Source organism: Pseudomonas sp. QS1027, assembly GCF_002814235.1.
Lineage (GTDB): Bacteria > Pseudomonadota > Gammaproteobacteria > Pseudomonadales > Pseudomonadaceae > Aquipseudomonas.
In genome coordinates this window covers 305,428-331,204 of the sequence record NZ_PHSU01000003.1, presented here as the reverse complement: position 1 = coordinate 331,204, position 25,777 = coordinate 305,428, and the positions used below count along the sequence as shown (strand labels likewise).

The following is a 25,777-nucleotide window of genomic DNA, read 5'->3' as shown; positions in this document are numbered from 1 at the left end:
TTACTTCAGCAGCCCGCTCGCCAGCACCTTCGACGGCTCGCCCATCACGCTTTCGCACAGCTGGATGAATTCCTCGGTGCTGACGGTATCCAGGCGCATCGCCGCCCGGCTGACATCGTCGAGGGAATGCTTGCCATCGGTCTGCTGGCGAATCTCGCGGTCCAGCGCCTGCAACAGCAACACCGCCCGTGCCACCGTCGCCCTGTCCACCTGCTCACCCCGCAATGTGCTGACCTTGCGACTGACCCGGGTCAGGCGCACCTGCAACGCCTGATAACGCTCCTCGCTCATCCCGCCAGCACGGCGCAACAGCTCGATCGCGTAATACTGCGCCAGGCCTTCGCCGACCCAATCGCTGCGCTGGCTGTCATTGATCCGCCCGAACACATGAACCAGCTCGCGCACCAAGGCACTTTCCCCCGACTCACTGATCAGCGGGGCCGTGCTGTGCAGGTAGATCGAGTCAGGGCCCGCCTGGCTGCCATGGGCCATCGACTCACCGGCGCCGACCACCAGCAATTTGCCGGGATTGCGCGGAAACACTTCCTGCAGCTTGGGCCAGACGAAGGTCAACAACGTCAGCACATCCATGCGCCGCATGCCCTCGCCCCGAGGCGCCGCGACCGTGACATCAGTCTCCCCCAGCCGAGTCCGTCGACTGCCCAGGTCGCCCGCCAGTATCCAGCCGACCGGCCGGTCGAACAGGCGTGACACGTTGTCGATACGAAAGCGCTGCTTGCCGATGCGCGGCCAGGCGGTCTCGACACTTTTCCAACCGGCAGGCAATTCAAAATCCAGGCGCGAGACCAGTTCAGTGCCGTCGTGCTGATCCAGATGGGCCGGTGGCACCAGGTCTTCGCCGCGCAGCAAGGCCCAGGTCGGCGTGATGCGGGTCTCGAACGTGCCGTTGCCACGAGGATGGTTGAGGCTGACCCGATAGCTCAGGCTGGCCTTGCCCGGCGCCGGGCGCCAGACACCGCGGCGACTGTCCGGCGTCGCGCCGGGGCTCAGTTGCCACTGCCCGTCGGCCATGATGTCGCTGTAGTAGCCCTGGTTGCCGAGATCGAAATCCAGGCTGCGCACCACCGAACCCTGGGCCAGGGTCAGGCGCACCTCGGCCTGGTCGCTCTGGGGCAACAGGCGCACCTGATAGTCCAGGTCGACTTTCCTCCCGGCCCAGCCCAGGCCACTGAGCACCATCAGCAGCAGGAACACAGGCAGCCTGCAACGTAACGACATGGAGCTCCTCGGGATCAGCCGGCGCGGAAAATCAGATGATCTTCCCAGTCCTCTTCCGGCACGCTGCCTTCGGCGAGCATGCGCCCGGACTGGGAAATCCGCTCGTGGTGCACCGCATCACGATCACCGCAGACCAGGTGGTGCCAGAGCGGCAGGTCCTTGCCTTCACTGACCAGGCGATAACCGCAGGTCGGCGGCAACCACTTGAACTGGTCGGCCTGGCCCGGGGTGAGCTGGATACAGTCCGGAACCGAGTCGCGACGCTTGGCGTAGTCGGTGCACTGGCAGGTTTTCAGGTCCAGGAGCTTGCAGGCAATGCGCGTGTAATAGACGCTGTTGTCGTCTTCGTCCTCGAGCTTTTGCAGACAGCACAGGCCACAACCGTCGCACAGCGACTCCCATTCCTCCTGATCGAGGTGTTCGAGGGTCTTGCGTATCCAGAAGGGTTCGACTTTTGCGGCCATGGTTCAGACATCTGCATCGGGGAGTGAAAAGGCCGCCAGTCTAGTGCTCCGCGCCGTTGCGGCCAAGCCTCGGCGACTGTCGGTTGAACAAGACTTGTCAGGTCGCCTGCGGAGCAGTAGCTTTCTCGCTAATTTCCCCAGTCAGGACTGCGCCATGAGCACCAACCCACGCGTCGCCGATCATCCGATCGATCCCCAGTTCACCCAACGCTGGTCGCCGCGCGCCTTTACCGGCGAGAGCATCCCGGAACAAACCCTGCTGAGCTTTTTCGAAGCGGCCCGCTGGGCACCTTCGGCCTATAACTCGCAACCTTGGCGCTTTCTCTACGCGCGTCGTGACACGCCGAACTGGGAGCGTTTCCTTGGCCTGCTGAACGAGTTCAACCGTGGTTGGGCGCAACACGCCTCGGCCCTGGTGATCGTGATTTCGAAAACCACTTTCACCGCTCCCGGCGCCAGCGAAGAAACCCCGGCGCTGTGGCACACCTTCGACACCGGCTCGGCCTGGGGCCACCTGGCGCTGCAAGCCAGCAACAGCGGCTGGCACAGCCACGGCATGGCCGGCTTCGATCAGGACCTGACCCGCCGCGAGTTGAAGATTCCAGAAGGTTATGCCCTGCATGCGGCAGTGGCCATCGGCAAACTGGGTGACAAGGCGAGCCTGCCGGATTACCTGCAGGCCCGCGAAACCCCAAGCCCGCGCCAGCCGTTGAGCGCGTTGGTGGCCGAGGGCGATTTCAGCCTGTAATCCAATGCCGCCCCACCGCGGACTGTAGGAGCAGGGCTTGCCCGCGAAGCCTTTAGCGATCTTGAAGGCCTCTTCGCTGCGATGCGGCGTCCCGACAAGCCATGCTCCTACAAGGTGCGTGGCCAGCCCTGCAAACCGGGACCATCAATACCCGCGGTCGAAATCCACTTCCCCGCGCAACGCTTCCCCGGCCTGATAGGCCCGCAGGTTCTCGACAAACAACTGCACCATCATCCCCGGCGAAGTCGGGGCCGAACTGTGGCCGGTCAACAACAACCCCCAGGCCGTCCAGAACGGATGACGCTGCGGCAACGGCTCCTGCCGGCAGACATCGATCACCGCGCCCGCCAGATGCCCTTCCTTCAAGGCCTCCACCAGGTCCGCATCGACCACCGCCACGCCGCGCCCGACGTTGATGAACAGGCCGCTGGACTTGAAGCGCTTGAACAGCGCCGCATCGTACAGATCATGGGTATTGGGCGTGTTTGGCAACAGGTTGATCACATAGTCCACCTTGCCGACCCACTCCCCCAGGGCTTCGAGCGCCGCCACTTCGATAAACGGTGCCTGCTCCCGCGCGGTGCTGGCGATACCGTACAACTCGACACCAAAGGGTTGCAGGAACTGCGCAACGCTCTGGCCGATATCCCCGGCACCGACAATCAACACCTTGCGCCCCGCCAGGCTCTGGCCCATGCGGTTGTCCCACTTGCGCTCGACCTGGCTGACCAGGCGAGCCAGGACCTCGCGTTCATGGCCCAACATGTAGGTCAGCACATACTCGGCCATCACCTGGCCAAAAATGCCCACCGCGCGGGTCAGGCGGTAGTCCCGTGGCAAGCCCTCGGCCAGCAGCGGGGTGACACCCGCCCAGGTCGATTGCAGCCACTGGGGCCCGTGCCCCTGACGCAGCAGGGTCGCCAGCAGATCCGGCTGCCCCAGCCAGACCGGGCAATCGGCCGCCATGCTCGACAGCGTGGCCGAATCGCTGCTGGTCATGACTTCAAGTTCCGGGGCCATCTGCTGCAGCAAGCGGGCATAGAGGGCGTGGTCGTGTTCGGCAATCAGAACGCGCATGGTTCAAACCTTTCAAAAACAGTGCAGGCAGCCGCCGACGGAGTTCGCTCCATCGTCATCGGCCACTGCCAGAAAATACAGTCCATTTGAGTCGAGCACTCCGGACAGAGCACTCAGAGATGTCCGTTACATCGGATCATTGCGTCGCAACAGCTCTTCGGGCAAATGCTCGATGTATTCGTCTTCGGCCGGCGGCATCTGCAAGTGATAGCCCTGCTTCTCGAGGTTCTCCAATACCTGGTGGATGTCCTCGCGCGACAGTGTGCGCTCGGGGCTCAGGACCAGGTCGAAGGCATGGTGCGGTTTACCGAAAGCCAACAGCAGATTTTCCGGAACGCGCTCCAGAGCATCACTCTTGAGCACGTAGAGGTACATCTCGTTGCGGCGTGGGCTTCTGTAGATGGAGCAAATACGTTTCAAGGCTGTTCTCCGGCAGTGGCCAGGCTGTCAAGCAGCGCCTGGCCCATCAACTCGCGGCGCCAGCCACGCAGCGAATCGGGCAATTGGTAAGGTCCATCGGGAAAACCGCTCTTGATCAGCGCTTCCAGGGTCTTCTTGCGCAGCATCAATTCCGGCGCAACACCCAGGCGTTCGGCTTCGGCCTGGCCCAGGGCACGCAGGCGCTTGACCAGCGCCGAGGCTTCGATCGGCAACGGCTCGGGCACCGCCGGCGGCCATTGGTCCATCGGTGCACTGCCGGCCTGCTTGATCAGTTCCAGCAGAAATTCGCCGTCCTGGCGCACGGTACGCGGGTGCATGTCCTCGATGCGGGCCAGGGCCACCAGATTGTCCGGCTGGCTCTTGGCCAACGGCCACAAGGAGTGTTCACGAACGATGCGGTTACGCGGCAGATCGCGGGCGCGGGCTTCGCGCTCGCGCCAGGCGCACAGCTCGCGCAGTACGACCAATTGCGCACGGGACAGCTTCCAGGCCAGTTTCGCCTCGCGATAGACCTCGTAGGGGTCGACCTCGCGACGCAGGTTGGCCACCAGTTCCGCGCCATCTTCCAGGACCCAGGCGTACTTGTCGTCCGACAGCTTCGGGCGCAGGCGGGTGTAGACCTCGGCCAGGTGCACGGCATCTTCGGCGGCGTAGCTGACCTGGGTTTCCGACAGCGGACGCTGCAACCAGTCCGAACGGGTCTCGCCCTTGGGCAACTCGATACCGAGGACTTCCTGCACCAGGCGCGAATAGCCCATGGAGAAACCGAGGTTCAGGTAGGCGGCCGCGAGCTGGGTGTCGAACAGCGGCACCGGCAGGCTGCCGGTCAGACGCAACAGCACTTCGAGGTCTTCACTGCAAGCGTGCACGACCTTGACCACGGCCGGGTCTTCAAGCAACGTCGCCAGGGGTTGCCACTGGTCGATGGTCAGGGGATCGATCAGGTAGGCGCGTTCGCCGTCGCCGATCTGGATCAGTCCGGCAATCGGATAAAAGGTATCGACCCGCATGAATTCGGTGTCGAGGGCAACAAAGGGTAACTGTTGCCATTGGGCGCAATGCCGACCGAGGCTATCGTTGTCGCGAATCCAGTGAATATCGATGGCCACACGGCTCTCCCTTGAAGAATGGCACGCAGTATATCTCGCCACCGGGGTTTGCGAGCACTCACTCTGCAAGTGCGGAAGCGAAAGAGCCTACTGAGACTCAAGAATAGTCCCACTCGGCGATTTGTCGGGTTCGCATCAAGGTCAGCTGTTCTTGCGTAATACATAGAGACGGCGCAGAGCGTAGCCAGGCAGGAAATCGCGGTGACCGACAATCTCGAAACCGGCCTCGCGGAACTCCCCTTCGAGCTGTGCCTTGTCGAACAGGATGCGCTGCGCTTCCTGACCGGTGGTCCGGGCCAGGCGCCGATGACGCCAGGCCATGACCTTGCCGTCGATGCACAACGAGAGGATCACGGTATCGCGGCTGACCCGGTGGAACTCGCGCAGCATCGCCATCCGGTGCTGGCTGTCGCTGACATGCTGGAACAACTGCATGCAAAAAATGCAGTCCACCGCATTCTCCGGCAAGCCGATGGCAAACACCGAGCTCTGAAAGGTCCTGACACGCATCAGCACATCGTCGCCATGATGGCCCACGCAGTGGTCCAGCATCTCTTGCGAAGGGTCGGCCGCGAGGATCACCCGGTTGCCGCGTTCGGCCAGTACCGGCCAGAAACGCCCGGCACCGCAGGGCAGGTCGAGGACCAGGCCCGGTTCACCGGCCAGCTTCAGTGCCTGGCGTACCCACTGCTTTTCACGGGCCAGCGCCAGGCGCCGGGCCAGGCTATCGGGAGACTGCGCCAGGCAAGCCCGGGCATGCTCGCGCGCGTGCCGGCGGGCAAACTCAAGTTCAACGGTTGAAGGCGGTTGCGCTGACATGACTCGCGAACTCTCGGAGGGAACCTGTACCGGGCTGATCGAACACTCGGAATGAATTTGAGGGGTTGCCGGGAGCCAGAAACACCCAATCGGCAACGTCTCAAACCTTAGTCAGGCACGCATCAATATTTCGTGAAAAATTCCCGCCGTTATTGTTCAAGCGATTACCGGACCGTCATTCACGCCTGCTGCAAATACCAGCGCCAGTCCTGCTCGCCGACCTCGCCCATGAACTGCCGGTATTCGGCACGTTTGACCGCCAGGTAGACCCCGAGGAACTCGCGGCCAAACGCCTCCCGCGCCCAGGCGGATTCTTCCAGGGCACGCAAGGTGGTCAGCCAGTCGGTGGGCAGACGCTTGCCGGCCTGGGCGTAGCCATTGCCTTCGACCGGCGCACCGGGATCAAGGCGCTCGCGAATCCCGCGATGAATCCCCGCGAGAATGGCCGCCGCCGCCAGATAGGGGTTGGCATCGGCACCGCAGATCCGGTGCTCGATATGCCGTGAAAAGGCCGGTCCGCCCGGTACCCGCAGACTCACGGTGCGGTTGTCGACACCCCAGGTCGCCGCCAGCGGCGCATAGCTGTTGCTCTGGAAACGCCGATAGGAGTTGGCATTCGGGCAGAACATCAGCAAGGCATCGAGCAAGGTCGCGAGCATGCCGCCCACCGCCTGTTTGAGCAGCGGCGTGCCGTCACCGGCCTCACTGGCGAACAGGTTGTTGCCCGCCGCGTCCGCCAGGCTGACGTGCATGTGCATGCCGGTGCCGGCCAGGTCGTCGAACGGCTTGGCCATGAAGCAGGCGACCATCCCGTGCTTGTGTGCCACGCCCTTGACCAGGCGTTTGTAACGCACCGCTTCGTCCATCGCCTGCAAGGCATCGGCGCGGTGCTCAAGGGTAATTTCGACCTGGCCCGGGGCGTACTCGGAGATCGCCGTGCGTGCCGGAATACCCTGGAGTTTGCAGGCACTGTAGAGGTCGGCGAGGAACGGCTCGATCTGCTCCAGCTCCCGCAGGCCGTAGACCTGGGTCGTGCTCGGACGTCCACCGTCGGCGTCGCGGGCCGGTTGCGGCCGACCGTGACTGTCACGCTTCTGGTCGAGCAGATAGAACTCCAGCTCCGCCGCCATCACCGGGTAGTAACCGTCGGCCTTGAGCCCATCGATCACCTTGACCAGTAGATGCCGCGGATCGGCCACCGTCGCCGGCAACCCCTCGCTGGGGTGCATGCTGACCTGCACCGCCGCGGTCGGAATCAGCCGCCAGGGCATGCGCTGCAAGCTGCCGCTCAGGGGATAGGCACGGCAATCGATATCCCCCACGTCCCAGACCAGACCGGAGTTTTCCACATCGTCGCCGTTGATGGTCAGGCCGAGAATGGTGCTGGGCAGCGGGCGGCCGCTGGCATAGACCGCCAGCAGTTCGTCACGGTGCAGCAACTTGCCGCGGGGGACGCCGTTGTTGTCGAGGATGAACAGCTCGAACATCTCGATATCGGGGTTGAGCTCAAGAAAACTCAGGGCTTCTTCGGTACAGGCAAAGACTGGGCAGGCAACACTCATGGGATTCTCGTCTTCCGCGTCGGGCAGGCGCGCACGCGCCCACCGGGTCGATCGCAACGGCCAGGGCAGGCCGATGGCGATCAATGAAAAAACTCAACGGGGAAAACGGACATCCGGCGGGCGCGCATGACGGCAATGCCATAACGCCCAGAAGGCCAGCTCGGAAGGCAAGGCAACCAGGCTGGGAGCGACACGCGACAGCGGACAACAACGCGAGCGGACACCAGGCGTCGAGGCGCCCGTCCCTGCCGCGTAGCGGATCCCGCCGAGCCAATCGTCCATATGCCTGCCGCGATAAACCTGAGAACGCCAGCCTCACACGAGCATCCAGGTGATTAAATTCAGTTTTGAAGAAGCTTGCATGCGCAATGACTAAACATTGCGCCACTGCCCCGCCAGCGTTGCAAACGCCTGGCAGGCGGCACTGCGCCAGGCCCCCCGGCGACTGAGCAGGGCCACCTTGCGCTGCGGCAACTCCGGCGTCAATGCCAGCGCCTGCAACCCCGGCTGTTCGAGGGCAATGGCCGCGGGCAGGATCGTCGCCAACTGACCGCGACGGACCAGTTCGACAATCGCACTGATGGAATTGGCCTCGATGGCGATGCGCGGCACGATGCCATGCTGGCGACAGTAGAGATCGATGTGCTGGCGCGTGGCGAAATCCTGGCTGAGCAGGACCAGTGATTGCTGCTCCAGATCATCGGCAGTCAGGACCTGGCCAACCGCCTGCGGATGGGTCGCGCCGACCATCAGGCTCAAGGTTTCGCTGAACAGCGCCTCACTCTGGATATCCGCCAGGTGCATCCCGGTAAAGGCAATGCCGATATCCAGCCGATCCTCGGCCAATGCAGCCTCCAGGCGATCCTGGGTCATTTCCTCGACGCTCAGGGTGATGCCCGGATAGAGGCTGTGGAAGCGATGCAACAGCGGCGCAATAAGGTACGCCGTGAAGGTCGGCGTCATGGCCAGGCGCAGGCTGCCGCGACTCAAATCCCGCACATCGTGCATCGCCCGCTTGCCCGCCTCCAGGTCCTGCAGGGCCAACCGGGCAAAACGCACATAAGCCTCGCCGGCATCGGTCAGACGGATGCTCCGTCCCGAGCGGTCGAACAGCGCCGCCCCGAGACTGTCCTCGAGCTGCCGGATCTGCTGGGACAACGTCGGCTGGGAGACATGCAGGGCCTCGGCGGCCCGGGTGAAATTGCGATGTTCGGCAACGGCCAGCAGGTAACGGATATGACGCAGCAGCATCGGGCGCTCAACTATAGGCAGGACTTATAGCTTTCATAATAAGCCGGTCTTGGACGCTATGCCTGAAAACTTCCATCCTTGCCCCATCAGCCACACGCAAGGAGACACATCATGCAAGCCATCATCGACGGATTCCTGAAGTTCCAGCGCGAAGCCTTTCCAACCCGCAGCGCCCTGTTCAAGCAACTGGCAACCACCCAGAACCCCGCTACCCTGTTCGTCACCTGCTCGGACAGCCGGGTGGTACCGGAACTGCTGACCCAGCAGGAGCCCGGCGACCTGTTCGTGATTCGCAATGCCGGCAATATCGTGCCGTCCTACGGCCCGGAGCCGGGCGGCGTCTCGGCCACGGTGGAGTATGCGGTGGCGGTACTGGGGGTGCGCGACATCGTGATCTGCGGCCATTCCGACTGCGGTGCGATGACGGCGATCTCGACCTGCAAATGCCTCGACCACCTGCCGGCGGTGGCCAACTGGCTGCGTCATGCCGAGTCGGCCAAGGTCATCAACGCCGCCCGCCACCATGCCTCGGCCGAGGCGCGGCTGGATGCCCTGGTTCGGGAAAACGTGATCGCCCAGTTGGCCAACCTGAAGACTCACCCGTCGGTCGCCCTGGCGCTGGAACAAGGTCGGCTGAACCTGCATGGCTGGGTGTACGACATCGAGAGCGGCTCCATCGTCGCCCTCGACGGCAGCACCGGCCGTTTTGTCTCACTTGCCGAACAGCCGCAGGCCTGCGCGCTGTCGACACAACCGCCACAAGTTGCCTGATCTGAATCCTACTGACGAAAACGAGGAAATCACCATGTTGCAGTCCCAATTCGCACAAGCTCCACGCCTGGCCCTGGCCGACACCATCATCGACGCCAAGCAGCGCCTGAACCTGTCCTGGCAGGACCTGACCGACGGCACCGGCCTGAGCCTGGCCTTCGTCACCGCCGCCCTGCTCGGCCAGCACCCGCTGCCGGCCAGCGCCGCCAACGTGGTCTGTGAAAAACTCGGCCTGGACGAGGACGCCAGTCGCCTGCTGCAAAGCGTGCCGTTGCGCGGCAGCATTGGCAATGGTGTCCCGACCGACCCGACGATCTATCGTTTCTACGAAATGATCCAGGTCTACGGCACCACCTTGAAGGCCCTGGTCCACGAACAGTTCGGCGACGGCATCATCAGTGCCATCAACTTCAAGCTGGACATCAAGAAGGTCGAGGACCCGGAAGGCGGTTCGCGCGCGGTCATCACCCTGGATGGCAAATACCTGCCGACCAAGCCGTTCTGATCAAGCACTGAGTTTGACGATCTTTCCCGCTGAAACACCGCACCTGTAGGAGCCGGCTTACTGGCGATGAGGCCCTTGAGCCTTGCAGCGTCCTTACGGACGCCATCGCCAGCAAGCCGGCTCCTCCGGGGTTTGCGGTGTTGTCAGAAATGGGTTTGTCGCCGGATCAGAGCGTAACCTTGGCGTAGGACTCACGATCCAGGTCCACCACTTCCACCGAAAGCTGTACTTCAATCCCTTCCGGCCAATCGCCGAGATCCTTCAATCCCGCCAGCAGACTCTCGGAAAGTTGTTTCTTGATCTGTGCCGAGCGTCCGCTCAACAGCGCCAGCTTCACATGCACGAAGCCGCGCTCGCCCAGCCCCGTCCCCACGCGAAACGCCCCCAGTTCCGTGGCCCGACTCTTGATATCGAACTCGGCGCCGAACTGCCCGGAGGCCACCAGCGCATGGTTGATACGCAGCAACGCCTTGTCGGCGTCGAACTCAGTCAGGTTGGGGGTGTATTCCAGGAAAACGTGAGGCATCGACAGGCTCCAGAACAGCGGAATAGGAAGGCACACAGATATAGCACGCGGCCTTCGGGAAAGATCATGAAACGATAGCGCATTGGCGCGCCGGCTGCTCCTGGACCAAATACAGAAGGGTCAAGGTAAAAAAATGGCGTAGACACTTTGAAAATCGTATCCGAACTACTACACTCGAAACCAACACACACCCTGGTCACCACCGAGGCGTTTGACGATTGGCTGCGGCGACTGAAAGACCCTATCGCCAAGGCACGCATCCTCTCTCGCCTGATCTCGGCGCAATTTGGCGCGCTGAGCGATACGAGGAGGGTCTCCGACGGGGTCAGTGAAAGGCGTATTCATACAGGTCCTGGCTATCGCGTTTATTTCTCTCGCCGGGGTGAGATTCTGATTTTGCTGTTGTGTGCCGGCGACAAGTCATCGCAAAAACGCGACATCCAACACGCCAGGCTGATCCTGAGCGAGATCGAACGAGGTGATCGAACATGACCACGCTGAAACCCTTTGAGGCCAGTGACTATCTGAGCGACGAGGCGACCATTGCCGAGCTGCTCAACGTGGCCCTGAAAGACAAGAATCCCGACGTATTTCTCGCGGCACTGGCCGCCGTCGCCAAGGCTCGCGGCATGACACGGGTTGCCCGCGACTCCGGCATGGGCCGCGAGAGTCTCTACAAGGCCCTGGCACCTGGAGCCAAACCCCGCTACGACACCCTGCTGAAGCTGGTTGACGCCCTGGGCGTGGAACTGGTGGTGCAACCCACCTGAGCCAACCCTACCAGGGCGTCCGGCACCTTCAAGGCTCCAGGGGCTGGCGATCACTCATGAAATGCTCAAGCCGTGAACGCAGCCAACGCTCGGCCGGATCGGTATCGACAATCCCGAGCCAGACCATCGACAGGTCCAGGTTCGGCACCTTGAACGGCAACGGTTCGTCAAACAACAACCCCGACGCGGCCATGGCCTTGGCCGTGTAATCCGGCAGGCTGGCGACCAGATCGGTGCCCGCGAGCAAGGCCGGCAAGGCGCTGTATTGCGGTACCGAGAGCACCACATGACGCTTGCGGCCGATTTCCGCCAGCCACTCGTCAGCCAGGCTGCTGATATTGGCGGTGTGAGAGACCAGCACATGGGGCCGCGCGCAGTACTCGTCGAGGGTCAAGGGCGTCTTTGATGCGTCGGCGCGCAGGATCATTGGCTGGATATGGCGTAGAAGCTTGCGCTTGGCATTGGCCGGCAGGCCGCGGGTCTGGCTGATGCCCACGGTAATATCACCGGAGGCCAGCAGATCGGGAATACGCCAGTAGTCGACATGCTGGACCACGATCACCACATTCGGCGCTTCCTGGCGCAAGGCCCGCAGCAGCGTCGGCAGCAAGCCGAACTCGACATCGTCCGACAGGCCGATGCGAAAGGTCATGGTACTGCTGGCCGGATCGAAGTCGTGGGTCAGGCTCAAGGCATTCGACAACGAATCCAGCGCCGGCGACAGATGCTGGATGATCTCCTCGGCCCGCGCGGTGGGCTCCATGCGGTGGCCGACACGGATAAACAGCGGATCGTTGAACATCACCCGCAGGCGATTGAGCGCCGAACTGATGGTCGGCTGGCCGAGAAACAGCTTCTCCGCGACCCGCGTCACATTGCGTTCAAGCATCAGTGTTTCGAACACCACCATCAGGTTGATGTCGGCTTTACGCAGTTCGTTGCGGTTCATCTGTGACCCCTGGTCCTCGATTGCGCCTCAGTGTAGGAACGCAACAAGGGACGTGTCTAGACGACGAAGGGACGGTTGCGCGGACAAATATTGAATCAATGGTGCTTTGACGCAACCCCGGCCGCATTTTTATAGTTCGTCGGCACGCATAAACAAATGGCGGCAGCGTTGAAATGGAGTAACCCATGAACATTCGCCCAATCCACACCGAGCAGGACTACCAGGAGGCGCTCAAGTCTGTTTCCCCGCTGTTCGACAACGAACCGGAACCCGGCACTCCGGAAGGCGACTACCTTGAGGTGATGATCACCCTGATCGAAGTCTACGAAGCCAAGCACTTCCCGGTCGACCTGCCCAACCCGGTGGATGCCATACGGTTCAGGATGGAGCAGTCCGGGCTGTCAGTTGCTGACTTGGTGCCAGCCCTTGGTCGGCAGAATCGGATTTATGAGGTGCTCAATGGTAAGCGGGCTCTGACTCTACCGATGATCTGGAAACTGCATGAGATGTTTGGAATTCCGGTTGAGAGCTTGATCAGGCCAATGAAAGCGGTGGGATGATTTCCTGCGAACCTAAGCTGCACGTGCCAGAACAAATTTCTCCCATAACGAAAAAACCCCTGAAATCTCACGATTTCAGGGGTTTTTCTATATATGGCGGAGAGATAGGGATTCGAACCCTAGGTACCGGTGAAGGTACAACGGATTTCGAATCCGTCCCATTCGGCCACTCTGGCATCTCTCCAACGGCGCGCATCATAACAACACTTTTGCCGGAAGCGAAGCCCCAACTGCAAAAAAATTACGTGCTATCAGATGCTTGCGTCGATTACAGCGGTACGCCCAGACGGTTGGCGACTTCTTCGTAGGCTTCGATGACATCACCGAGGCCCTGGCGGAAGCGGTCCTTGTCCATCTTCTTGCGTGTTTCCTTGTCCCACAGGCGGCAGCCGTCCGGGCTGAACTCGTCGCCCAGCACGATCTGGCCGTGGAATACGCCGAATTCCAGCTTGAAGTCCACCAGCAGCAGGCCGGCTTCGTCGAACAGCTGGCTCAGCACTTCGTTGACCTTGAGCGACAGCTCTTTCATCTTCGCCAATTGCTCGGCAGTGCCCCAACCGAACGCCACGACGTGGGATTCGTTGATGAACGGGTCGCCCTTGGCGTCGTCCTTGAGGAACAGTTCGAAGGTGTAAGGGTTGAGCTTCAGGCCCTCTTCCACGCCCAGGCGCTTGACCAGGCTGCCGGCCGCGTAGTTACGCACCACGCATTCCACCGGGATCATGTCGAGCTTCTTCACCAGGCATTCGTTGTCGCCCAGCAGCTTGTCGAACTGGGTAGGGATACCGGCCGCTTCGAGCTTCTGCATGATGAAGGCGTTGAACTTGTTGTTCACCATGCCCTTGCGGTCCAGTTGTTCGATACGCTTGCCGTCGAACGCCGAGGTGTCGTTGCGAAACAGCAGGATCAAACGGTCGGCGTCATCGGTCTTGTAAACCGACTTGGCTTTGCCGCGGTAGAGTTCTTCACGTTTTTCCATGATGGGCTCCGCTTGTTAAGTTGTTGGGCCAGGCGATATGTCGCCAGTCGAGCCCTGAATCTTGATCGGCCAATTGCAGCCAGTCCGGGTCGCACCCAAGGGTGTCGACAAAACATTGCCGGGCCAGCCGCGGCAGGTTGTTCTTGCTGCTCAGGTGGGCCAGTACCAGGTGTTGCAGGTCCTGCCAGCCCAACTCGGCCACCAGGCTCGCGGCCTGGTGGTTGTTCAAATGTCCCAGTTCACCACCGACCCGCTGCTTGAGAAAGGCCGGGTAATGCCCACGACCCAGCAGATCGCGACAATGGTTGGACTCGATCATCAAGGCATCGAGACCGCTGTAGCTGTCCATGACCCTGCCACAATAGGAACCCAGGTCGGTCAGCAGGCCGAAACGCCGCCGACCGTCACTGAACACATACTGCGTCGGCTCAAGGGCATCGTGGGCTACCGACACCACTTCGATGCTCAAGCCGCCAATCTGCAAGGTCTCGCCACCCGCCACGAAACCCGCTGGCTCGATGGGCTTGCGCAGGCCGCGCAAGGTGCCACGGCTCAGATACACCGGTAGATTGTAGCGCCGAGACAGCAAACCCACGCCATGCACGTGGTCGGCATGTTCGTGGGTCACCAGAATCGCGCTCAGTTGCGTCGGACTCACCCCAAGGCGCGCCAGACGTCGCTCGGTTTCCCGCAGCGAGAAACCACAATCGACCAGGATCAGCGTGTCTTCACTGGCGATCAGCGTGCCGTTCCCTTGGCTACCACTGCCGAGAACGGCAAAGCGCACCGATCAGCCCAGGTTGTCTTGAATCACGCCCAACACCCGACGGGCCACATCGGCCGGTGCCACGGTGTTGATGTCTTTCTCGACGGTGACCTGAACGTTGTCGCCGACCTTGCTCAGGCGAACCTGATAACGCACGGCGCGGGTTTCGATCTCTTCCTTGCTCGGCTTGCTGCCGAACATACGGGCGAAGAAGCCAGGCTCGTCGTTCTTCTTCTCGGCTTTTTCCGCCAGGTTGATGTAGTAGAGGCCCAGGGTACGGTTGATGTCTTCGACACGCCACTCGCCCTGCTCCAGCGCGCGGCCGACACTCGACCAGGCACGGTCGAGGTCTTCACCGACGTTGAGCACCGGGTTGCCGCTGCCGTCCTGGCTCAGGCTGACACGGCTCGGGGTATCGAAATCACGCGCGGCCAGCAAGGACACCGAACCGCCCTTCTCGGCGCTGCGGCTCATGCTCGAGAGCATTTCGTCGACCAGGGCCGAATCCACGCCGAGGTTGACCGAATGCGCAGTGAAGTCGACGTTGGCGGTGCTACCGGCCGGGCGCTGGGCGCTGACCACGTAGACTTCGCTGGTATTGCGCTGCACGCCAGGCTCGATACGGACCCGCACGCGGGTTTCGTTGTCACCCGCCGCGAGGCGCTTGCCCATGGCTGCCGAGAGTTCGCTGGAACGCTGCCAGGCCGTGGTGAATTCACCGGTCTGTGGGCGTTGCGCGTCGATCCGGAAACCGTTGTCCTGGAAGAACTGCAAAGCCACAGGCCAGACTTCGGCCGGCGTGTGCTGGGCCATGACCCAATGCGAATCGCCGCTTTTCTGCAGGCTGTAGTCGCTGGCGCTGGCCGCAACCTGCAAAGGCAGCGGACGCGGCACTTCGAACGGGCCCTTGGCGGTGTCGTCGGCAACGTTGCGCGGAATCGGCAGCAACGGGTCAAGACGTTTGCTGGTACTGACGTCCGCCGGCAATTGCATGGCCGGTATTTGTTTCGAGTCCAGGTAGTCGCTGCCGCGGTCGCGGAAATAACCTTCCGGGCCCCACAGCCAGGCGCAGCCACTGGTGCTGGAGATAATCAAGGCAAGTGCAGAAAGTCCGGCCAATCGCTTCATGCGGGGTATTTCCTCAATTAAACCAGGACGCCGGACTGGCGCATGGCCTGCCGCAGCGGTTCGTGACAGGCAGCACTGAGCCAGGTGAGCGGCAGACGGATACCGTCCGGCATCAAGCCCATCTCATGCAGTGCCCATTTCACGGGGATAGGGTTGGATTCGATGAACAGGGTCTTGTTCAGCGGCATCAGTTTTTCGTGGATCGCCCGGGCCTCATCGGCCTTGCCGGCCATGGCCGCAGCGCACATCGCGCTCATTTCACGGGGTGCAACGTTGGCGGTCACCGAGATGTTGCCCTTGCCGCCGAGCAGGATCAGCTCGACCGCGGTGGCGTCATCACCGGAATACACCAGGAAATCGCTGCTCACACCGGCCAGGATCGCCTTGGCTCGCGCCAGGTCGCCGGTGGCTTCCTTGATGCCGATGATGTTCGGTACGCTCGACAGGCGGATCACGGTCTCGGCCTGCATGTCGCACGCAGTACGGCCCGGAACGTTGTAGAGGATCTGCGGGATGTCGACAGCTTCGGCAACAGCGCGGAAATGCTGGTACAGGCCTTCCTGGGTCGGCTTGTTGTAATAAGGAGTCACCAGCAGGCACGCGTCGGCGCCAGCGGTTTTCGCGTTGGTGGTCAGTTCGATCGCTTCACGCGTCGAATTGGCGCCCGTACCGGCGATCACCGGGATACGACCTGCCACCTGGTCGACCACGCGACGAATCACTTCGATATGCTCGTTCACATCGAGAGTGGCCGATTCACCCGTGGTGCCGACCGCGACAATGGCGTTGGTGCCGTTTTGCAGGTGGAAGTCCACCAGTTTGCTCAGGCTGTCCCAGTCAAGACGACCCTGTGCATCCATGGGTGTGACCAGTGCCACCATACTGCCCGCAATCATGCAACCGCTCCTGCCGGAAAAAGAGAGCGGTAATGGTACTGGCGCCATCAGGCTTGTACAAGCGAAGTACTGTCTATGAGCATTCCCCTGAGCGCAGGTTTTCGCTACCCTTCAGACTTTGATCGGTACTGAGTCGCTCATGTGCCGGGTTCCAGCCTCCATTTTCGCTGCCCGAAGCCCGCTCCGGCCTGGCCGCCGCCCGTCCTCTGCGAGGCGGCAACCGGCATCAGCGCTCGATTCCAGGCCTCGCCATCCGCATCCGGATACCCGAACCCAGCCCCTGACTGCCCCCAAGGTACTGACCGCTCATCGCTTTAGGAATGCTGCATGTCCACCCCCACAGTCCGCGAACAATTCCTTGTTATCAGTGCCCTCGGCGCCAACCCCATGGAGCTGACCAACGTCCTGTGCCGCGCCAGCCATGAAAATCGCTGCGCCGTCGTAACCTCGCGCCTGACCCGCCATGGCGAGTACAGCGCGCTGGTCCTGCAGATTTCCGGCAGCTGGGACGCCCTGGCGCGCCTGGAAGCCGGCCTGCCGAACCTGGCGAAGAAGCACGCCTTCATCGTCAGCGTGGTGCGCAGCGGTGCCCTGGAGAGTCGTCCCCAGGCACTGCCGTACGTCGCTTATGTCAGCTCGGCCTATCGCTCGGACATCATCAACGAGTTGTGCCAGTTCTTCATGGACCACAACGTCGAGCTGGAAAACCTGACCTGCGACACCTACCTGGCGCCCCAGACCGGCGGCACCATGCTCAACGCCACCTTTACCGTGACCCTGCCTGCCGGCGTGCAGATCAGCTGGTTGCGCGATCAGTTCCTGGACTTCGCCGACGCGATGAACCTCGACGCGCTGATCGAACCGTGGCGCCCACAGAACCCAATGTAAGGAAACTCCCATGGCCGTCGTTATCGATCAACCCGTCGCCGATTTCCAGGCCCAGGCCACCAGCGGGCAGACCGTCAGCCTCGCCGACCTCAAGGGCAAGCAGGTGGTGATCTATTTCTACCCCAAGGACAGCACCCCGGGCTGCACCACCGAGGGCCAGGGCTTTCGTGACCAGTTCGCCGCCTTCCAGGCCGCCAACACCGAAGTCTTCGGCGTGTCCCGCGACAGCCTGAAGTCCCACGAGAACTTCAAGGGCAAGCAGGAATTCCCGTTCGAGCTGATCAGTGACAAGGACGAAGCCGTCTGCCAGCTGTTCGACGTGATCAAGTTGAAGAAGCTCTACGGCAAGGAATACCTGGGCGTGGACCGCAGCACCTTCCTGATCGATGCCAACGGTGTGTTGCGCCAGGAATGGCGTGGCGTGAAGGTACCGGGCCATGTCGACGCGGTACTCGCGGCAGCCCAGGCGCTGAACAAGGCCTGAGCCTGCGTCAGGCCTTGCGCAACCAGTAGCGGTAAACGCCGGACGCTTCCTCTTCATGAATCAGGACATGTCCGGCAAGCCTGGCGAAAGTCCGAAAATCGCGCTGCGATCCGGCGTCGGTGGCAATCACCTTGAGCACCGCGCCGCTGGCCAGGCGATTGAGCTCCAGCTTGGCCTTGAGCAACGGCAGCGGGCAGTTCAGGCCACTGGCGTCCAGCTCGGCGTCGTGCTCTACAACTTCGGTCATTGCTTCACTCCTGGCGCGCTGCCGGATGGTCGGTTCGAAGCGCCTAGAATACCCCAAGTGGAAGCAGCTCTGGTCGCAAGCCCAGTGTCCGGCTACAGTAAGGACTTTGCCCGACCAGAGCCCTGTGCATGACCTTTCTGCGCCCTACCCTGTTGACGCTCGCTTGCCTGCTCGCCTCCCCAGGCTTCGCCGACGACCTGCCGTCACTCGGCGACGCCAGTTCCGCCATTGTCTCCCCGCAACAGGAGTTCCAGCTGGGCCGTGCCTGGCTGAGCCTGTTGCGCAGCGAGGTCAAGCAACTCAATGACCCGCAGCTCAAGGATTACGTCGAGACCACCGTCTACAGGCTGGCGGAAAGCAGCCAGGTCCAGGACCGCCGGCTGGTGTTCATCCTGATCGACAGCAACCAGCTCAACGCCTTCGCCGCCCCCGGCGGGATTGTCGGGATCAACGGTGGCCTGTTCCTCAACGCCCAGACCGAGGGCGAGTACGCCGCGGTGCTGGCCCACGAACTGGCGCACTTGTCGCAACGCCACTTCGCCCGGGGCGTGGAAGCCCAGCAACGCATGCAACTGCCGATGATGGCGGCGCTGCTGACCGGAATCGTGATCGCGGCGGCCGGCGGCGGTGATGCCGGTATTGCCACCATCGCCGGCACCCAGGCCGCGGCGTTCCAGGAGAAACAGCGCTTCTCCCGCCAGAACGAGCAGGAGGCCGACCGGATCGGCATCCTCACCCTGGAAAAAGCCGGTTACGACCCACGCTCGATGCCGACCATGTTCGAGCGCCTGATGCGTATCTATCGCTTTGACGCCAAGCCGCCGGAATTCCTGCTGACCCACCCGGTCACCGAGTCACGGATCGCCGACACCCGCAACCGCGCCGAGCAATCCAAGCCCGGCGGTATCGAGGACAGCCTGCGTTATCAGTTGATCCGGGCGCGGGTGATCCTGTCCTATGAAGACTCGCCAGGCCTGGCGGCCAAGCGCTTCCGTGCGCAGCTGGACGAGAACCCCAAGTCCGATGTGGCGCGTTATGGCCTGGCCATCGCGCAGATCAAGGGCACGCAGTTGAACGAGGCGCGCGCGACCCTCAAGCCGCTGCTGGACAAGTCACCCAACGACATCACCTACAACCTGGCGCAGATCGACCTGGACACGGCGGCCAGTCGGTTCCCCGAGGCGCTGCAACGGACCGAAAAGATGTTGCTGCAATATCCCGCCAGCTACCCGCTGAAGCAGGAACGCATCGACCTGCTGATCAAGCAGAATCGTCCGGCCGAGGCGGAAAAGGGCCTGGACGACTTGTTGAAGACTCGCCAGGATGACCCGGATGTCTGGTATCAGCTCGCCGAAACCCGTGGGCAGGCCGGCAATATCATCGGCCTGCACCAGGCGCGGGCCGAGTACTTTGCCTTGGTGGGCGACTTCAAGCAGGCGATCCAGCAGCTGGACTTCGCCAAGCGCCGCGCGCCGAACTTCCAACTGGCCTCACGCATCGATGCACGCCAGAAGGAGTTGATTGATCAGGAGCGCATGGTCAAGGATCTGATGGGCGGCTGACAGCCGCCCAACACCCGTCAGGCATTCCCCGCCAGTTTCATCCGCGCCGCCTGGGTGAAATCCAGCATGCGCTTGAGCGGGCGAACCGCGCGGGGGATCACCGCCGGGTCGACGAAGATCTCGTTGCTGCCCTCGCGCAGGCACTGCAAGGTGCGCTCCAGGGTATTCATCGCCATCCACGGGCAATGCGCGCAACTGCGGCACGCCGCGCCGTTACCGGCCGTTGGCGCCTCGATAAACACCTTGTCCGGGCACAGCTGCTGCATCTTGTAGAAAATGCCGCGGTCGGTAGCCACGATAAAGGTCTTGTTCGGCAGACGCTGCGCCGCCGCGATCAACTGGCTGGTGGAACCCACCGCATCGGCCAGCTCGATCACCGACTCCGGCGACTCGGGGTGCACCAGGATCGCCGCCTCGGGATACAGCGCCTTCATGTCCTCCAACTGCTTGGACTTGAACTCCTCGTGGACGATGCAGGCACCGTCCCAGAGCAACATATCGGCGCCGGTTTCCTTCTGGATATAGCGCCCCAGGTGCTTGTCCGGCGCCCAGAGAATGGTTTCGCCGTTGTCCATCAGGCTCTCGACGATCTCCAGCGCGCAACTGGAAGTCACCACCCAGTCGGCCCGCGCCTTCACCGCCGCCGAGGTGTTGGCATAGACCACTACCGTGCGCTCGGGGTGCTGATCGCAGAACGCGGAAAACTCGTCCACCGGGCAACCCAGGTCCAGCGAACAGGTCGCTTCCAGGGTCGGCATCAGGATGCGTTTTTCCGGGGTGAGGATCTTGGCGGTCTCGCCCATGAAGCGCACGCCGGCCACCAGGACCGTCTTGGCCGGATGGGCGGCACCGAAACGGGCCATTTCCAGGGAGTCGGAGACACAGCCCCCGGTCTCCTCGGCCAGGGCCTGGATCACCGGATCGCAATAGAAGTGGGCCACCAGCACCGCATCCCGGGCCTTGAGCTCGGCGGCGATATCCGCACGCAGCTGCGCCTCTTCGGCGGCACTCAGGGGTTTGGGTTGCTTGGCATCAAGGTGGGCTTGAACCAGAAGGCGTTCGGAAATCTGCGTCATGTTCGCAAGACCTGCAGGCGCGAGAGCGCGAAAGTCGAGTATACCCCGGCCCCCGCCCCTTTCCGAGACGGGATATTAGGTGCAACGTATGGACCGGGAGAGTGAATCCATCAGGCATGGACTGCTTTGCAGCGCCGCAAGGCTACAGAATATCCAATGAATTCAAAAGATTATTCTGATCTTCGGACAAGTGGGGGCAAAGCGTTGGATAATCCGCCCATTGAAGAGGCCTGGACGGCAACCGATGATACCCGATGACTACCTCGTAATGACCCGCAACGAGTGGGCGGAACTGCGTGCGAGCACGCCGCTGACCCTCTCGGAAGAAGATCTGTCGGCGTTACGCGGCGTGAACGAAGACGTCTCCCTGGAAGACGTCGCCAACGTCTACCTGCCCCTGTCGCGGCTGATCAACCTGCACATCGCCGCCGCGCGCCAACTGACGGGCATCCGCGACACCTTCCTCGGTCGCCCGACCCACCGTGGCCCTTACATCATTGCCATCGCCGGCAGCGTTGCGGTCGGCAAGAGCACCTTTGCCCGCGTGCTGCAGGCCGTGATGGCGCGCTGGCCGGATCACCCCAACGTTGCCCTGGTCACCACCGACGGTTTCCTCTACCCCAACAGCAAGCTGGTGGCCGATGGCATCATGCACCGCAAGGGCTTCCCGGAAAGCTACGATCGCAAGCACATGGTCAAGTTCCTCGCGGCGGTGAAAGCCGGCGAGCACAACATCGAGGCGCCGATCTACTCCCATGTCAGCTACGACATCGTGCCCGATCAGTTCCAGTTGATCGACCAGCCGGACATCCTGATCTTCGAAGGCCTCAACGTGCTGCAGACCGATGGTGTCGACGGGCTGAAACCTTCGACCATCGTCTCCGACTTCTTCGATTTCTCGGTGTACCTGGATGCCGATGAACAAGACATCGAGCACTGGTACGTGGCGCGCTTCCTGATGCTGCAGAAAACCTCGTTCCGTGCTCGTGGTGCGTACTTCCGCAAACTGGCCGACCTGACGCCCGAGGAAGCCCCCGAAGCCGCGCGGCAGATCTGGCGCGATATCAACCGGGTCAACCTGCTGGAAAACATCCTGCCGACCCGCGAACGGGCCGATCTGGTGCTGCGCAAGGCGTCTGACCACTCAGTCAGTGAGATCTGGTTGCGTTAAGGGTGCTACGCTGAGGCTATCGCCCTTCGAAAACTGGCAGTAACCTGTCATATAATTCAGGTCGCAGGGAGCGGGCCGATTCGCCAGCACTCGCATTATGAGCGCCGCTCGGCCATTTCTACTTCCTATCACTCATGCAGAGTCACCATGAAGCTCCTCGGCACATTGTTGAGCGTCACCTTGTTGAGCGTCCCACTCACGGCACTCGCCGAAGGCGGTAGCAGTCGCGTGACCGCGCGCATGCAGGCCCAGCGCGACGAGTCGATGGCACACTTTCTCGAGCGCCAGGATGCCAAGGCCATTGTCAGCGCCCAGGAAGCCGCCAAAGCCCGTCTGGCGGCTCGGATAGCAGGTTCAGTGCCTCCCGAGGAAAGGTCTGTCGACCAGCCCTGAACAGGTGCCCACGGGCACCTCACAATACGCTGTCGAAGATCCCCTCACGCTGAACTCAGCACCTGCTCGACCTCCCATTGCCGTCGCCGCACCTCAGCCTGGGCCAACCAGACCAGGGTGTCGGCGAACGCTACCGGACGACTGAAGAGAAACCCCTGCACCTGCATGCACCCCAGGCTGCACAGGGCCTTGAGCTCCTCCCGGGTCTCGATCCCCTCGACCACGCACTCCAACTCCATGTCGAGGCTCAAGGCCACCAGCGACTTGACGATCTTGTAGCTCGCGGGGTTGACATGAATGTCGGCAACGAAGCTGCGATCGATCTTGAGTTTCGTCAGCGCCAGGGCATGCAACTGGCTCAGGCTCGAATAACCCGTGCCGAAATCATCCAGCGAAATACCGCAGCCCAGCTGACGAAACCGCCCGATCGCCCATTGCACCTGGGGGATATCCTGCATGACCGCGGTTTCGGTGATTTCCAGATCCAGATGCGCCGGATTGAAGCCGCTGACCGTGATCACATCGATAATCGACTGCACATTGTCGCGAGAACCGCAGTCGTGGACCGACAGATTGAATGAAAGCCGCATGCCTTCAGGCCAGAACCGCGCCATCCCCAGCGCCTGCCGCAACAACGGCAGCGTGAGGCGATTGATCAGGCCGATGCGCTCGGCAATGGGGATGAACTGCGCCGGGGATACCAGGCCCAACTCCGGGCTGTCCCAACGGGCCAATGCTTCGAAGGCAACGGTCTCACGACTGCCGCAGTCGAGGATCGGCTGGAACAGCACGAAAAACTCCTTGTCCAGCACCGCCCTGCGCAGCGCCTGCTCGATGATGGCGTCACGGTGCAATTGCTCACGATGGCTGGCCGAGAACAGGCACATCGAGCCCGGGTTATGGCGCTTGCCCTGGTAGAGTGCATAGTCCGCGTATTCGAAAAGCTGTATGGCGCTCGCGGCGCCCTCGGGAAACGTGGCAATGCCCAGGGTGGCACCGATCTGGATCGGCACATCGACCAGCAGAAACTCGACGTGCAACTGCTCACACACGGTCTTGCCGAAAGCTTGCAAATCCTCGTCACTGAGATCGCCTTCAAGCACCAGGGCGAACTCATCCCCGCCCAGCCGCGCCACATGCACCGTTGCATCGACCAACTGCCGCAAGCGCTGGCCGACCATGACCAGAATCTTGTCGCCAACGCTGTGGCCGTAGAGATCGTTCACCGGCTTGAATCCGTCGAGATCGAGGATCCCTACCGCGAGGCGCTTTTCCTCGGCGATTGCCTGGTACATGGTGCTCTCCAGGGTGCTGAAGAACTGTCGCCGGTTGGGCAACCCGGTCAAGCTGTCCTGATTGGCCAATCGCAGGTTCTCGTTGCTCAGTTGTTCGGTCTGCGCCTGCACATTCACCAACCGGGTGAAGTCGTGGTAGTGATGCTGCAGGATGATCAACATCGCCAGCGACACCAACAGGACATTCACCGCCGTGGCAATAAAGGCCGGGTTGTGGGTCGAGGCGAAAAAAACCACGAACGCGACGTTGACCACCAACGTGGCGGTCAGGGCCGCGGGTCGCAGGTGCATCATGCAAAAAATGCAGACGATCACCGTAATCCCCATGAAAAAGGCGATTTGCGACTGTGAATAGGCGTCGCCGTAGGGATACAGGGCCAGGGACCAGGACGTGAAGGCGCCGGCGATAAAGGGCACCAGCTGGTTGGTTCGCCGCAGTGAGGCAAGGATCTGCGCATCGGCCGGCAAGCGCCCGGTGCTACGCAACCACATCCAGGCGCGCGCCACACAGACCACCGTCATGGCGAGCGGGATGACGAATGTCAGCCACAAGGGGGCGGTGGTCAGGTGAGTGATGGCCAGCGCCCACATATTGAGCAGCAAGACCAGGTACATGAGCGGTAGCTGACGCGACAAGGCGACGTACTGGGCCCGCAGCAGCTTGGGATTGTCATGGGGCACGGACATCAGGGTCCGCAGGCTGGCCAGGAGTTTTTTTGTCATAGGAATGCCTCTCTGTCTGCGCAGTGAAGGCGTGCAGCGCTCGTCCCTTTCAGGTAGCCGGACCAAAACAGATATGGTCAATATCCTTGTCGGCGCCGCTATTCATTTCTTTAGAGCAAGCGCAGTCGCTCAACCTCGATCTCATCCAGCAAACTGCAGAAATTATCCACGAGCTGCGGATCAAAATGCCGGCCGGACTGCTCACAAAGATATGCCTGCGAGCGCTCGGCGCTCCACGCGTCCCTGTAGGGGCGTGGCATTCTGAGCGCTTCATAGACATCACAGATCGCCGTGATCCTGCCTGACAGCGGAATCGCCTCGCCTTGCAACTGGTTGGGGTAACCGGTGCCATCCCACCGCTCGTGATGTGCCAGGGCAATCTCCGCCGCCAGATCGGTGACCGGAGAGCCGCTGTTGTCGTGCAGGATTTCATAACCAATGCGCGGATGATCCTGCATGATCTCCCGCTCCCGCGCCGTCAGCACCCCGGGCTTTCGCAATATGGCGTCGTCTATGCCGATATTCCCGACATCATGCATTGGTGCCGCCAGACGAATCAGTTCGCACCATTGCCTGGACATACCAACAGCCTTGGCCAACAGGGCCGCGCAATCGCCGATGCGCCGGACATGGTTGAGCGTATCGTTGCCCCGATAACTGGCGGCCCGCCCCAGACTGTTGGCGATGGCTTGGTAGCCGGCCTCCAACTGGGCCGTTCGTCGTTCAACCTTGCGCTCCAGTTCGACATTGGCATCGCGCAACAACCGGGTGGCCTGAGCCAACTCCAGGCAACTGCGCACCCGCAACAGCACCTCGGGTAGATCGATGGGTTTGCAGACGAAGTCGTTGGCGCCCATCTCCAACCCTTTACGCCGGTTTTGCGGATCGTTCAGGGCCGTCACGATAATGATCGGCGATTCGGTCCGGCTGCGCTGCTTGAGCCGCTCAAGAATCTCGAAACCATCGGGCGCCGGCATATACAGGTCCAGTAACAACAAGTCCCAGGGGTTCGACTGTAGCCAGGCCAGCCCTTCGGCGGAGTCGGAGAACGTTCTGATGTTGCGAAGCCCATAGGCCCGCAAGCACGACTCCAACAGCCGATGGTTGAGCGAAACATCATCGATAATGACGATTTCACTTTCAGTATTGATTTTGGAAAACATAAATCCGTCACTCCCATGACCAGTGTCCCGTCGAAACGGGCGCGGCCGATACCGACAAAAGCACACCAGGTCCACCTGCGCGGGCCACCCTTTCAAAGTGGAGCGGCTTTCATCGAGATATTCGACGGTGCGCAGTCAACAACATAGCATCACATTGACATCATCCTGTTCATACCTTAGACGTTTGTCTAAGCGGCCAACCGTCCTTCCGTCGG

The 25,777-nt window shown here is 61.8% G+C and carries 29 protein-coding genes and 1 tRNA gene; 11 read left to right on the top strand and 19 right to left on the bottom strand.

What is annotated here, in order from left to right; translation table 11 throughout:
- Together CWE01_RS02200 and CWE01_RS02195 are read right to left on the bottom strand one after the other, a co-directional pair.
- Window positions 1-1,239, bottom strand: coding sequence for a hypothetical protein (locus CWE01_RS02200; RefSeq protein ID WP_100938881.1), 1,239 nt, complete (start codon window positions 1,237-1,239; stop codon window positions 1-3).
- A gap of 14 nt (window positions 1,240-1,253) precedes the next feature.
- A complete protein-coding gene (locus CWE01_RS02195; RefSeq protein WP_100938880.1) occupies window positions 1,254-1,703 on the bottom strand; it encodes a YcgN family cysteine cluster protein in 450 nt (149 codons plus the stop codon).
- A gap of 154 nt (window positions 1,704-1,857) precedes the next feature.
- Here CWE01_RS02195 and CWE01_RS02190 point away from each other — a divergent pair, with 154 nt between their 5' ends.
- Window positions 1,858-2,451: a nitroreductase family protein gene (locus tag CWE01_RS02190; RefSeq protein ID WP_100938879.1), complete on the top strand. Its 594-nt coding sequence runs from the start codon at window positions 1,858-1,860 to the stop codon at window positions 2,449-2,451.
- Between the two features lie 144 nt (window positions 2,452-2,595).
- Here CWE01_RS02190 and CWE01_RS02185 read toward each other — a convergent pair whose 3' ends face one another.
- The 6 genes from CWE01_RS02185 to cynR form a co-directional block, all read right to left on the bottom strand.
- Window positions 2,596-3,528: a D-2-hydroxyacid dehydrogenase gene (locus CWE01_RS02185; RefSeq protein ID WP_100938878.1), complete on the bottom strand. Its 933-nt coding sequence runs from the start codon at window positions 3,526-3,528 to the stop codon at window positions 2,596-2,598.
- Window positions 3,529-3,654: 126 nt separating this feature from the next.
- Window positions 3,655-3,948 carry a YcgL domain-containing protein gene (locus CWE01_RS02180; RefSeq protein WP_100938877.1) on the bottom strand — a complete coding sequence of 98 codons (294 nt, stop codon included), beginning with the start codon at window positions 3,946-3,948 and terminating at the stop codon, window positions 3,655-3,657.
- Window positions 3,945-5,078, bottom strand: a complete 1,134-nt coding sequence (rnd, locus tag CWE01_RS02175) for a ribonuclease D (RefSeq protein WP_100938876.1) — start codon at window positions 5,076-5,078, stop codon at window positions 3,945-3,947. Before rnd ends, CWE01_RS02180 begins: the two co-directional genes overlap by 4 nt.
- A gap of 141 nt (window positions 5,079-5,219) precedes the next feature.
- Window positions 5,220-5,897 (bottom strand): class I SAM-dependent methyltransferase, encoded by a 678-nt coding sequence (locus CWE01_RS02170; protein ID WP_100938875.1) that lies wholly within the window; start codon window positions 5,895-5,897, stop codon window positions 5,220-5,222.
- A gap of 179 nt (window positions 5,898-6,076) precedes the next feature.
- On the bottom strand, window positions 6,077-7,459 hold the full coding sequence (locus CWE01_RS02165; RefSeq protein ID WP_100939207.1) for a glutamine synthetase family protein: 1,383 nt from the start codon (window positions 7,457-7,459) through the stop codon (window positions 6,077-6,079).
- A gap of 372 nt (window positions 7,460-7,831) precedes the next feature.
- On the bottom strand, window positions 7,832-8,710 hold the full coding sequence (gene cynR / locus CWE01_RS02155) for a transcriptional regulator CynR (protein ID WP_100938873.1): 879 nt from the start codon (window positions 8,708-8,710) through the stop codon (window positions 7,832-7,834).
- 111 nt (window positions 8,711-8,821) lie between these two features.
- Between cynR and CWE01_RS02150 the strand changes: the two genes are divergently transcribed.
- Complete coding sequence (locus tag CWE01_RS02150) at window positions 8,822-9,481, top strand: carbonic anhydrase (protein ID WP_100938872.1); 660 nt, start codon at window positions 8,822-8,824, stop codon at window positions 9,479-9,481.
- A gap of 34 nt (window positions 9,482-9,515) precedes the next feature.
- Complete coding sequence (gene cynS / locus CWE01_RS02145; RefSeq protein WP_100938871.1) at window positions 9,516-9,986, top strand: cyanase; 471 nt, start codon at window positions 9,516-9,518, stop codon at window positions 9,984-9,986.
- 166 nt (window positions 9,987-10,152) lie between these two features.
- On the opposite strand, the gene CWE01_RS02140 is transcribed toward cynS, so the two are convergent.
- Entirely contained in the window at window positions 10,153-10,512 is a 360-nt protein-coding gene (locus CWE01_RS02140) for a 5-carboxymethyl-2-hydroxymuconate Delta-isomerase (protein ID WP_100938870.1), read from the bottom strand.
- Between the two features lie 153 nt (window positions 10,513-10,665).
- Here CWE01_RS02140 and CWE01_RS02135 point away from each other — a divergent pair, with 153 nt between their 5' ends.
- Together CWE01_RS02135 and CWE01_RS02130 are read left to right on the top strand one after the other, a co-directional pair.
- A complete protein-coding gene (locus tag CWE01_RS02135; RefSeq protein ID WP_100939206.1) occupies window positions 10,666-11,004 on the top strand; it encodes a type II toxin-antitoxin system RelE/ParE family toxin in 339 nt (112 codons plus the stop codon).
- Window positions 11,001-11,282 (top strand): addiction module antidote protein, encoded by a 282-nt coding sequence (locus CWE01_RS02130; protein ID WP_100938869.1) that lies wholly within the window; start codon window positions 11,001-11,003, stop codon window positions 11,280-11,282. The genes CWE01_RS02135 and CWE01_RS02130 overlap by 4 nt, the downstream gene beginning before the upstream one ends.
- A gap of 28 nt (window positions 11,283-11,310) precedes the next feature.
- On the opposite strand, the gene CWE01_RS02125 is transcribed toward CWE01_RS02130, so the two are convergent.
- A complete protein-coding gene (locus tag CWE01_RS02125) occupies window positions 11,311-12,231 on the bottom strand; it encodes a LysR family transcriptional regulator (protein ID WP_100938868.1) in 921 nt (306 codons plus the stop codon).
- Window positions 12,232-12,416: 185 nt separating this feature from the next.
- Between CWE01_RS02125 and CWE01_RS02120 the strand changes: the two genes are divergently transcribed.
- Window positions 12,417-12,791: a type II toxin-antitoxin system HigA family antitoxin gene (locus tag CWE01_RS02120; RefSeq protein WP_100938867.1), complete on the top strand. Its 375-nt coding sequence runs from the start codon at window positions 12,417-12,419 to the stop codon at window positions 12,789-12,791.
- A 94-nt stretch (window positions 12,792-12,885) separates the two neighbouring features.
- Here the strand turns inward: CWE01_RS02120 and CWE01_RS02115 are convergent.
- From CWE01_RS02115 to dapA, 5 genes are all read right to left on the bottom strand, one after another.
- Window positions 12,886-12,975: transfer RNA gene (locus tag CWE01_RS02115), tRNA-Ser, on the bottom strand.
- Between the two features lie 84 nt (window positions 12,976-13,059).
- On the bottom strand, window positions 13,060-13,770 hold the full coding sequence (purC, locus tag CWE01_RS02110; RefSeq protein WP_100938866.1) for a phosphoribosylaminoimidazolesuccinocarboxamide synthase: 711 nt from the start codon (window positions 13,768-13,770) through the stop codon (window positions 13,060-13,062).
- Entirely contained in the window at window positions 13,757-14,557 is an 801-nt protein-coding gene (locus CWE01_RS02105) for an MBL fold metallo-hydrolase (RefSeq protein WP_100938865.1), read from the bottom strand. The genes purC and CWE01_RS02105 overlap by 14 nt, the downstream gene beginning before the upstream one ends.
- 3 nt (window positions 14,558-14,560) lie before the next feature.
- Window positions 14,561-15,664: an outer membrane protein assembly factor BamC gene (bamC, locus tag CWE01_RS02100; RefSeq protein ID WP_100938864.1), complete on the bottom strand. Its 1,104-nt coding sequence runs from the start codon at window positions 15,662-15,664 to the stop codon at window positions 14,561-14,563.
- Between the two features lie 17 nt (window positions 15,665-15,681).
- Entirely contained in the window at window positions 15,682-16,560 is an 879-nt protein-coding gene (gene dapA / locus CWE01_RS02095) for a 4-hydroxy-tetrahydrodipicolinate synthase (RefSeq protein WP_100938863.1), read from the bottom strand.
- 327 nt (window positions 16,561-16,887) lie between these two features.
- On the opposite strand from dapA, the gene CWE01_RS02090 reads away from it, so the two are divergent.
- Together CWE01_RS02090 and CWE01_RS02085 are read left to right on the top strand one after the other, a co-directional pair.
- Window positions 16,888-17,448 carry a glycine cleavage system protein R gene (locus tag CWE01_RS02090; protein ID WP_100938862.1) on the top strand — a complete coding sequence of 187 codons (561 nt, stop codon included), beginning with the start codon at window positions 16,888-16,890 and terminating at the stop codon, window positions 17,446-17,448.
- Window positions 17,449-17,458: 10 nt separating this feature from the next.
- Complete coding sequence (locus tag CWE01_RS02085) at window positions 17,459-17,932, top strand: peroxiredoxin (protein ID WP_100938861.1); 474 nt, start codon at window positions 17,459-17,461, stop codon at window positions 17,930-17,932.
- A gap of 7 nt (window positions 17,933-17,939) precedes the next feature.
- On the opposite strand, the gene CWE01_RS02080 is transcribed toward CWE01_RS02085, so the two are convergent.
- Entirely contained in the window at window positions 17,940-18,179 is a 240-nt protein-coding gene (locus CWE01_RS02080; protein ID WP_100938860.1) for a sulfurtransferase TusA family protein, read from the bottom strand.
- Between the two features lie 128 nt (window positions 18,180-18,307).
- Between CWE01_RS02080 and CWE01_RS02075 the strand changes: the two genes are divergently transcribed.
- On the top strand, window positions 18,308-19,741 hold the full coding sequence (locus CWE01_RS02075) for a M48 family metalloprotease (protein WP_100938859.1): 1,434 nt from the start codon (window positions 18,308-18,310) through the stop codon (window positions 19,739-19,741).
- A 17-nt stretch (window positions 19,742-19,758) separates the two neighbouring features.
- Here the strand turns inward: CWE01_RS02075 and nadA are convergent, their stop codons facing one another.
- Window positions 19,759-20,817, bottom strand: coding sequence for a quinolinate synthase NadA (nadA, locus tag CWE01_RS02070; RefSeq protein WP_100938858.1), 1,059 nt, complete (start codon window positions 20,815-20,817; stop codon window positions 19,759-19,761).
- Between the two features lie 244 nt (window positions 20,818-21,061).
- Between nadA and coaA the strand changes: the two genes are divergently transcribed.
- Entirely contained in the window at window positions 21,062-21,988 is a 927-nt protein-coding gene (gene coaA / locus CWE01_RS02065; RefSeq protein ID WP_100938857.1) for a type I pantothenate kinase, read from the top strand.
- A 147-nt stretch (window positions 21,989-22,135) separates the two neighbouring features.
- Window positions 22,136-22,381, top strand: coding sequence for a co-regulatory protein PtrA N-terminal domain-containing protein (locus CWE01_RS02060; RefSeq protein ID WP_100938856.1), 246 nt, complete (start codon window positions 22,136-22,138; stop codon window positions 22,379-22,381).
- Between the two features lie 44 nt (window positions 22,382-22,425).
- On the opposite strand, the gene CWE01_RS02055 is transcribed toward CWE01_RS02060, so the two are convergent.
- Together CWE01_RS02055 and CWE01_RS02050 are read right to left on the bottom strand one after the other, a co-directional pair.
- Window positions 22,426-24,399 (bottom strand): bifunctional diguanylate cyclase/phosphodiesterase, encoded by a 1,974-nt coding sequence (locus CWE01_RS02055; protein ID WP_100938855.1) that lies wholly within the window; start codon window positions 24,397-24,399, stop codon window positions 22,426-22,428.
- Window positions 24,400-24,509: 110 nt separating this feature from the next.
- The gene (locus CWE01_RS02050; protein WP_100938854.1) at window positions 24,510-25,562 is read right to left on the bottom strand and encodes an HD-GYP domain-containing protein; all 1,053 of its coding nucleotides are present in this window, start codon (window positions 25,560-25,562) and stop codon (window positions 24,510-24,512) included.
- Between the last annotated feature and the right edge of the window lie 215 nt (window positions 25,563-25,777).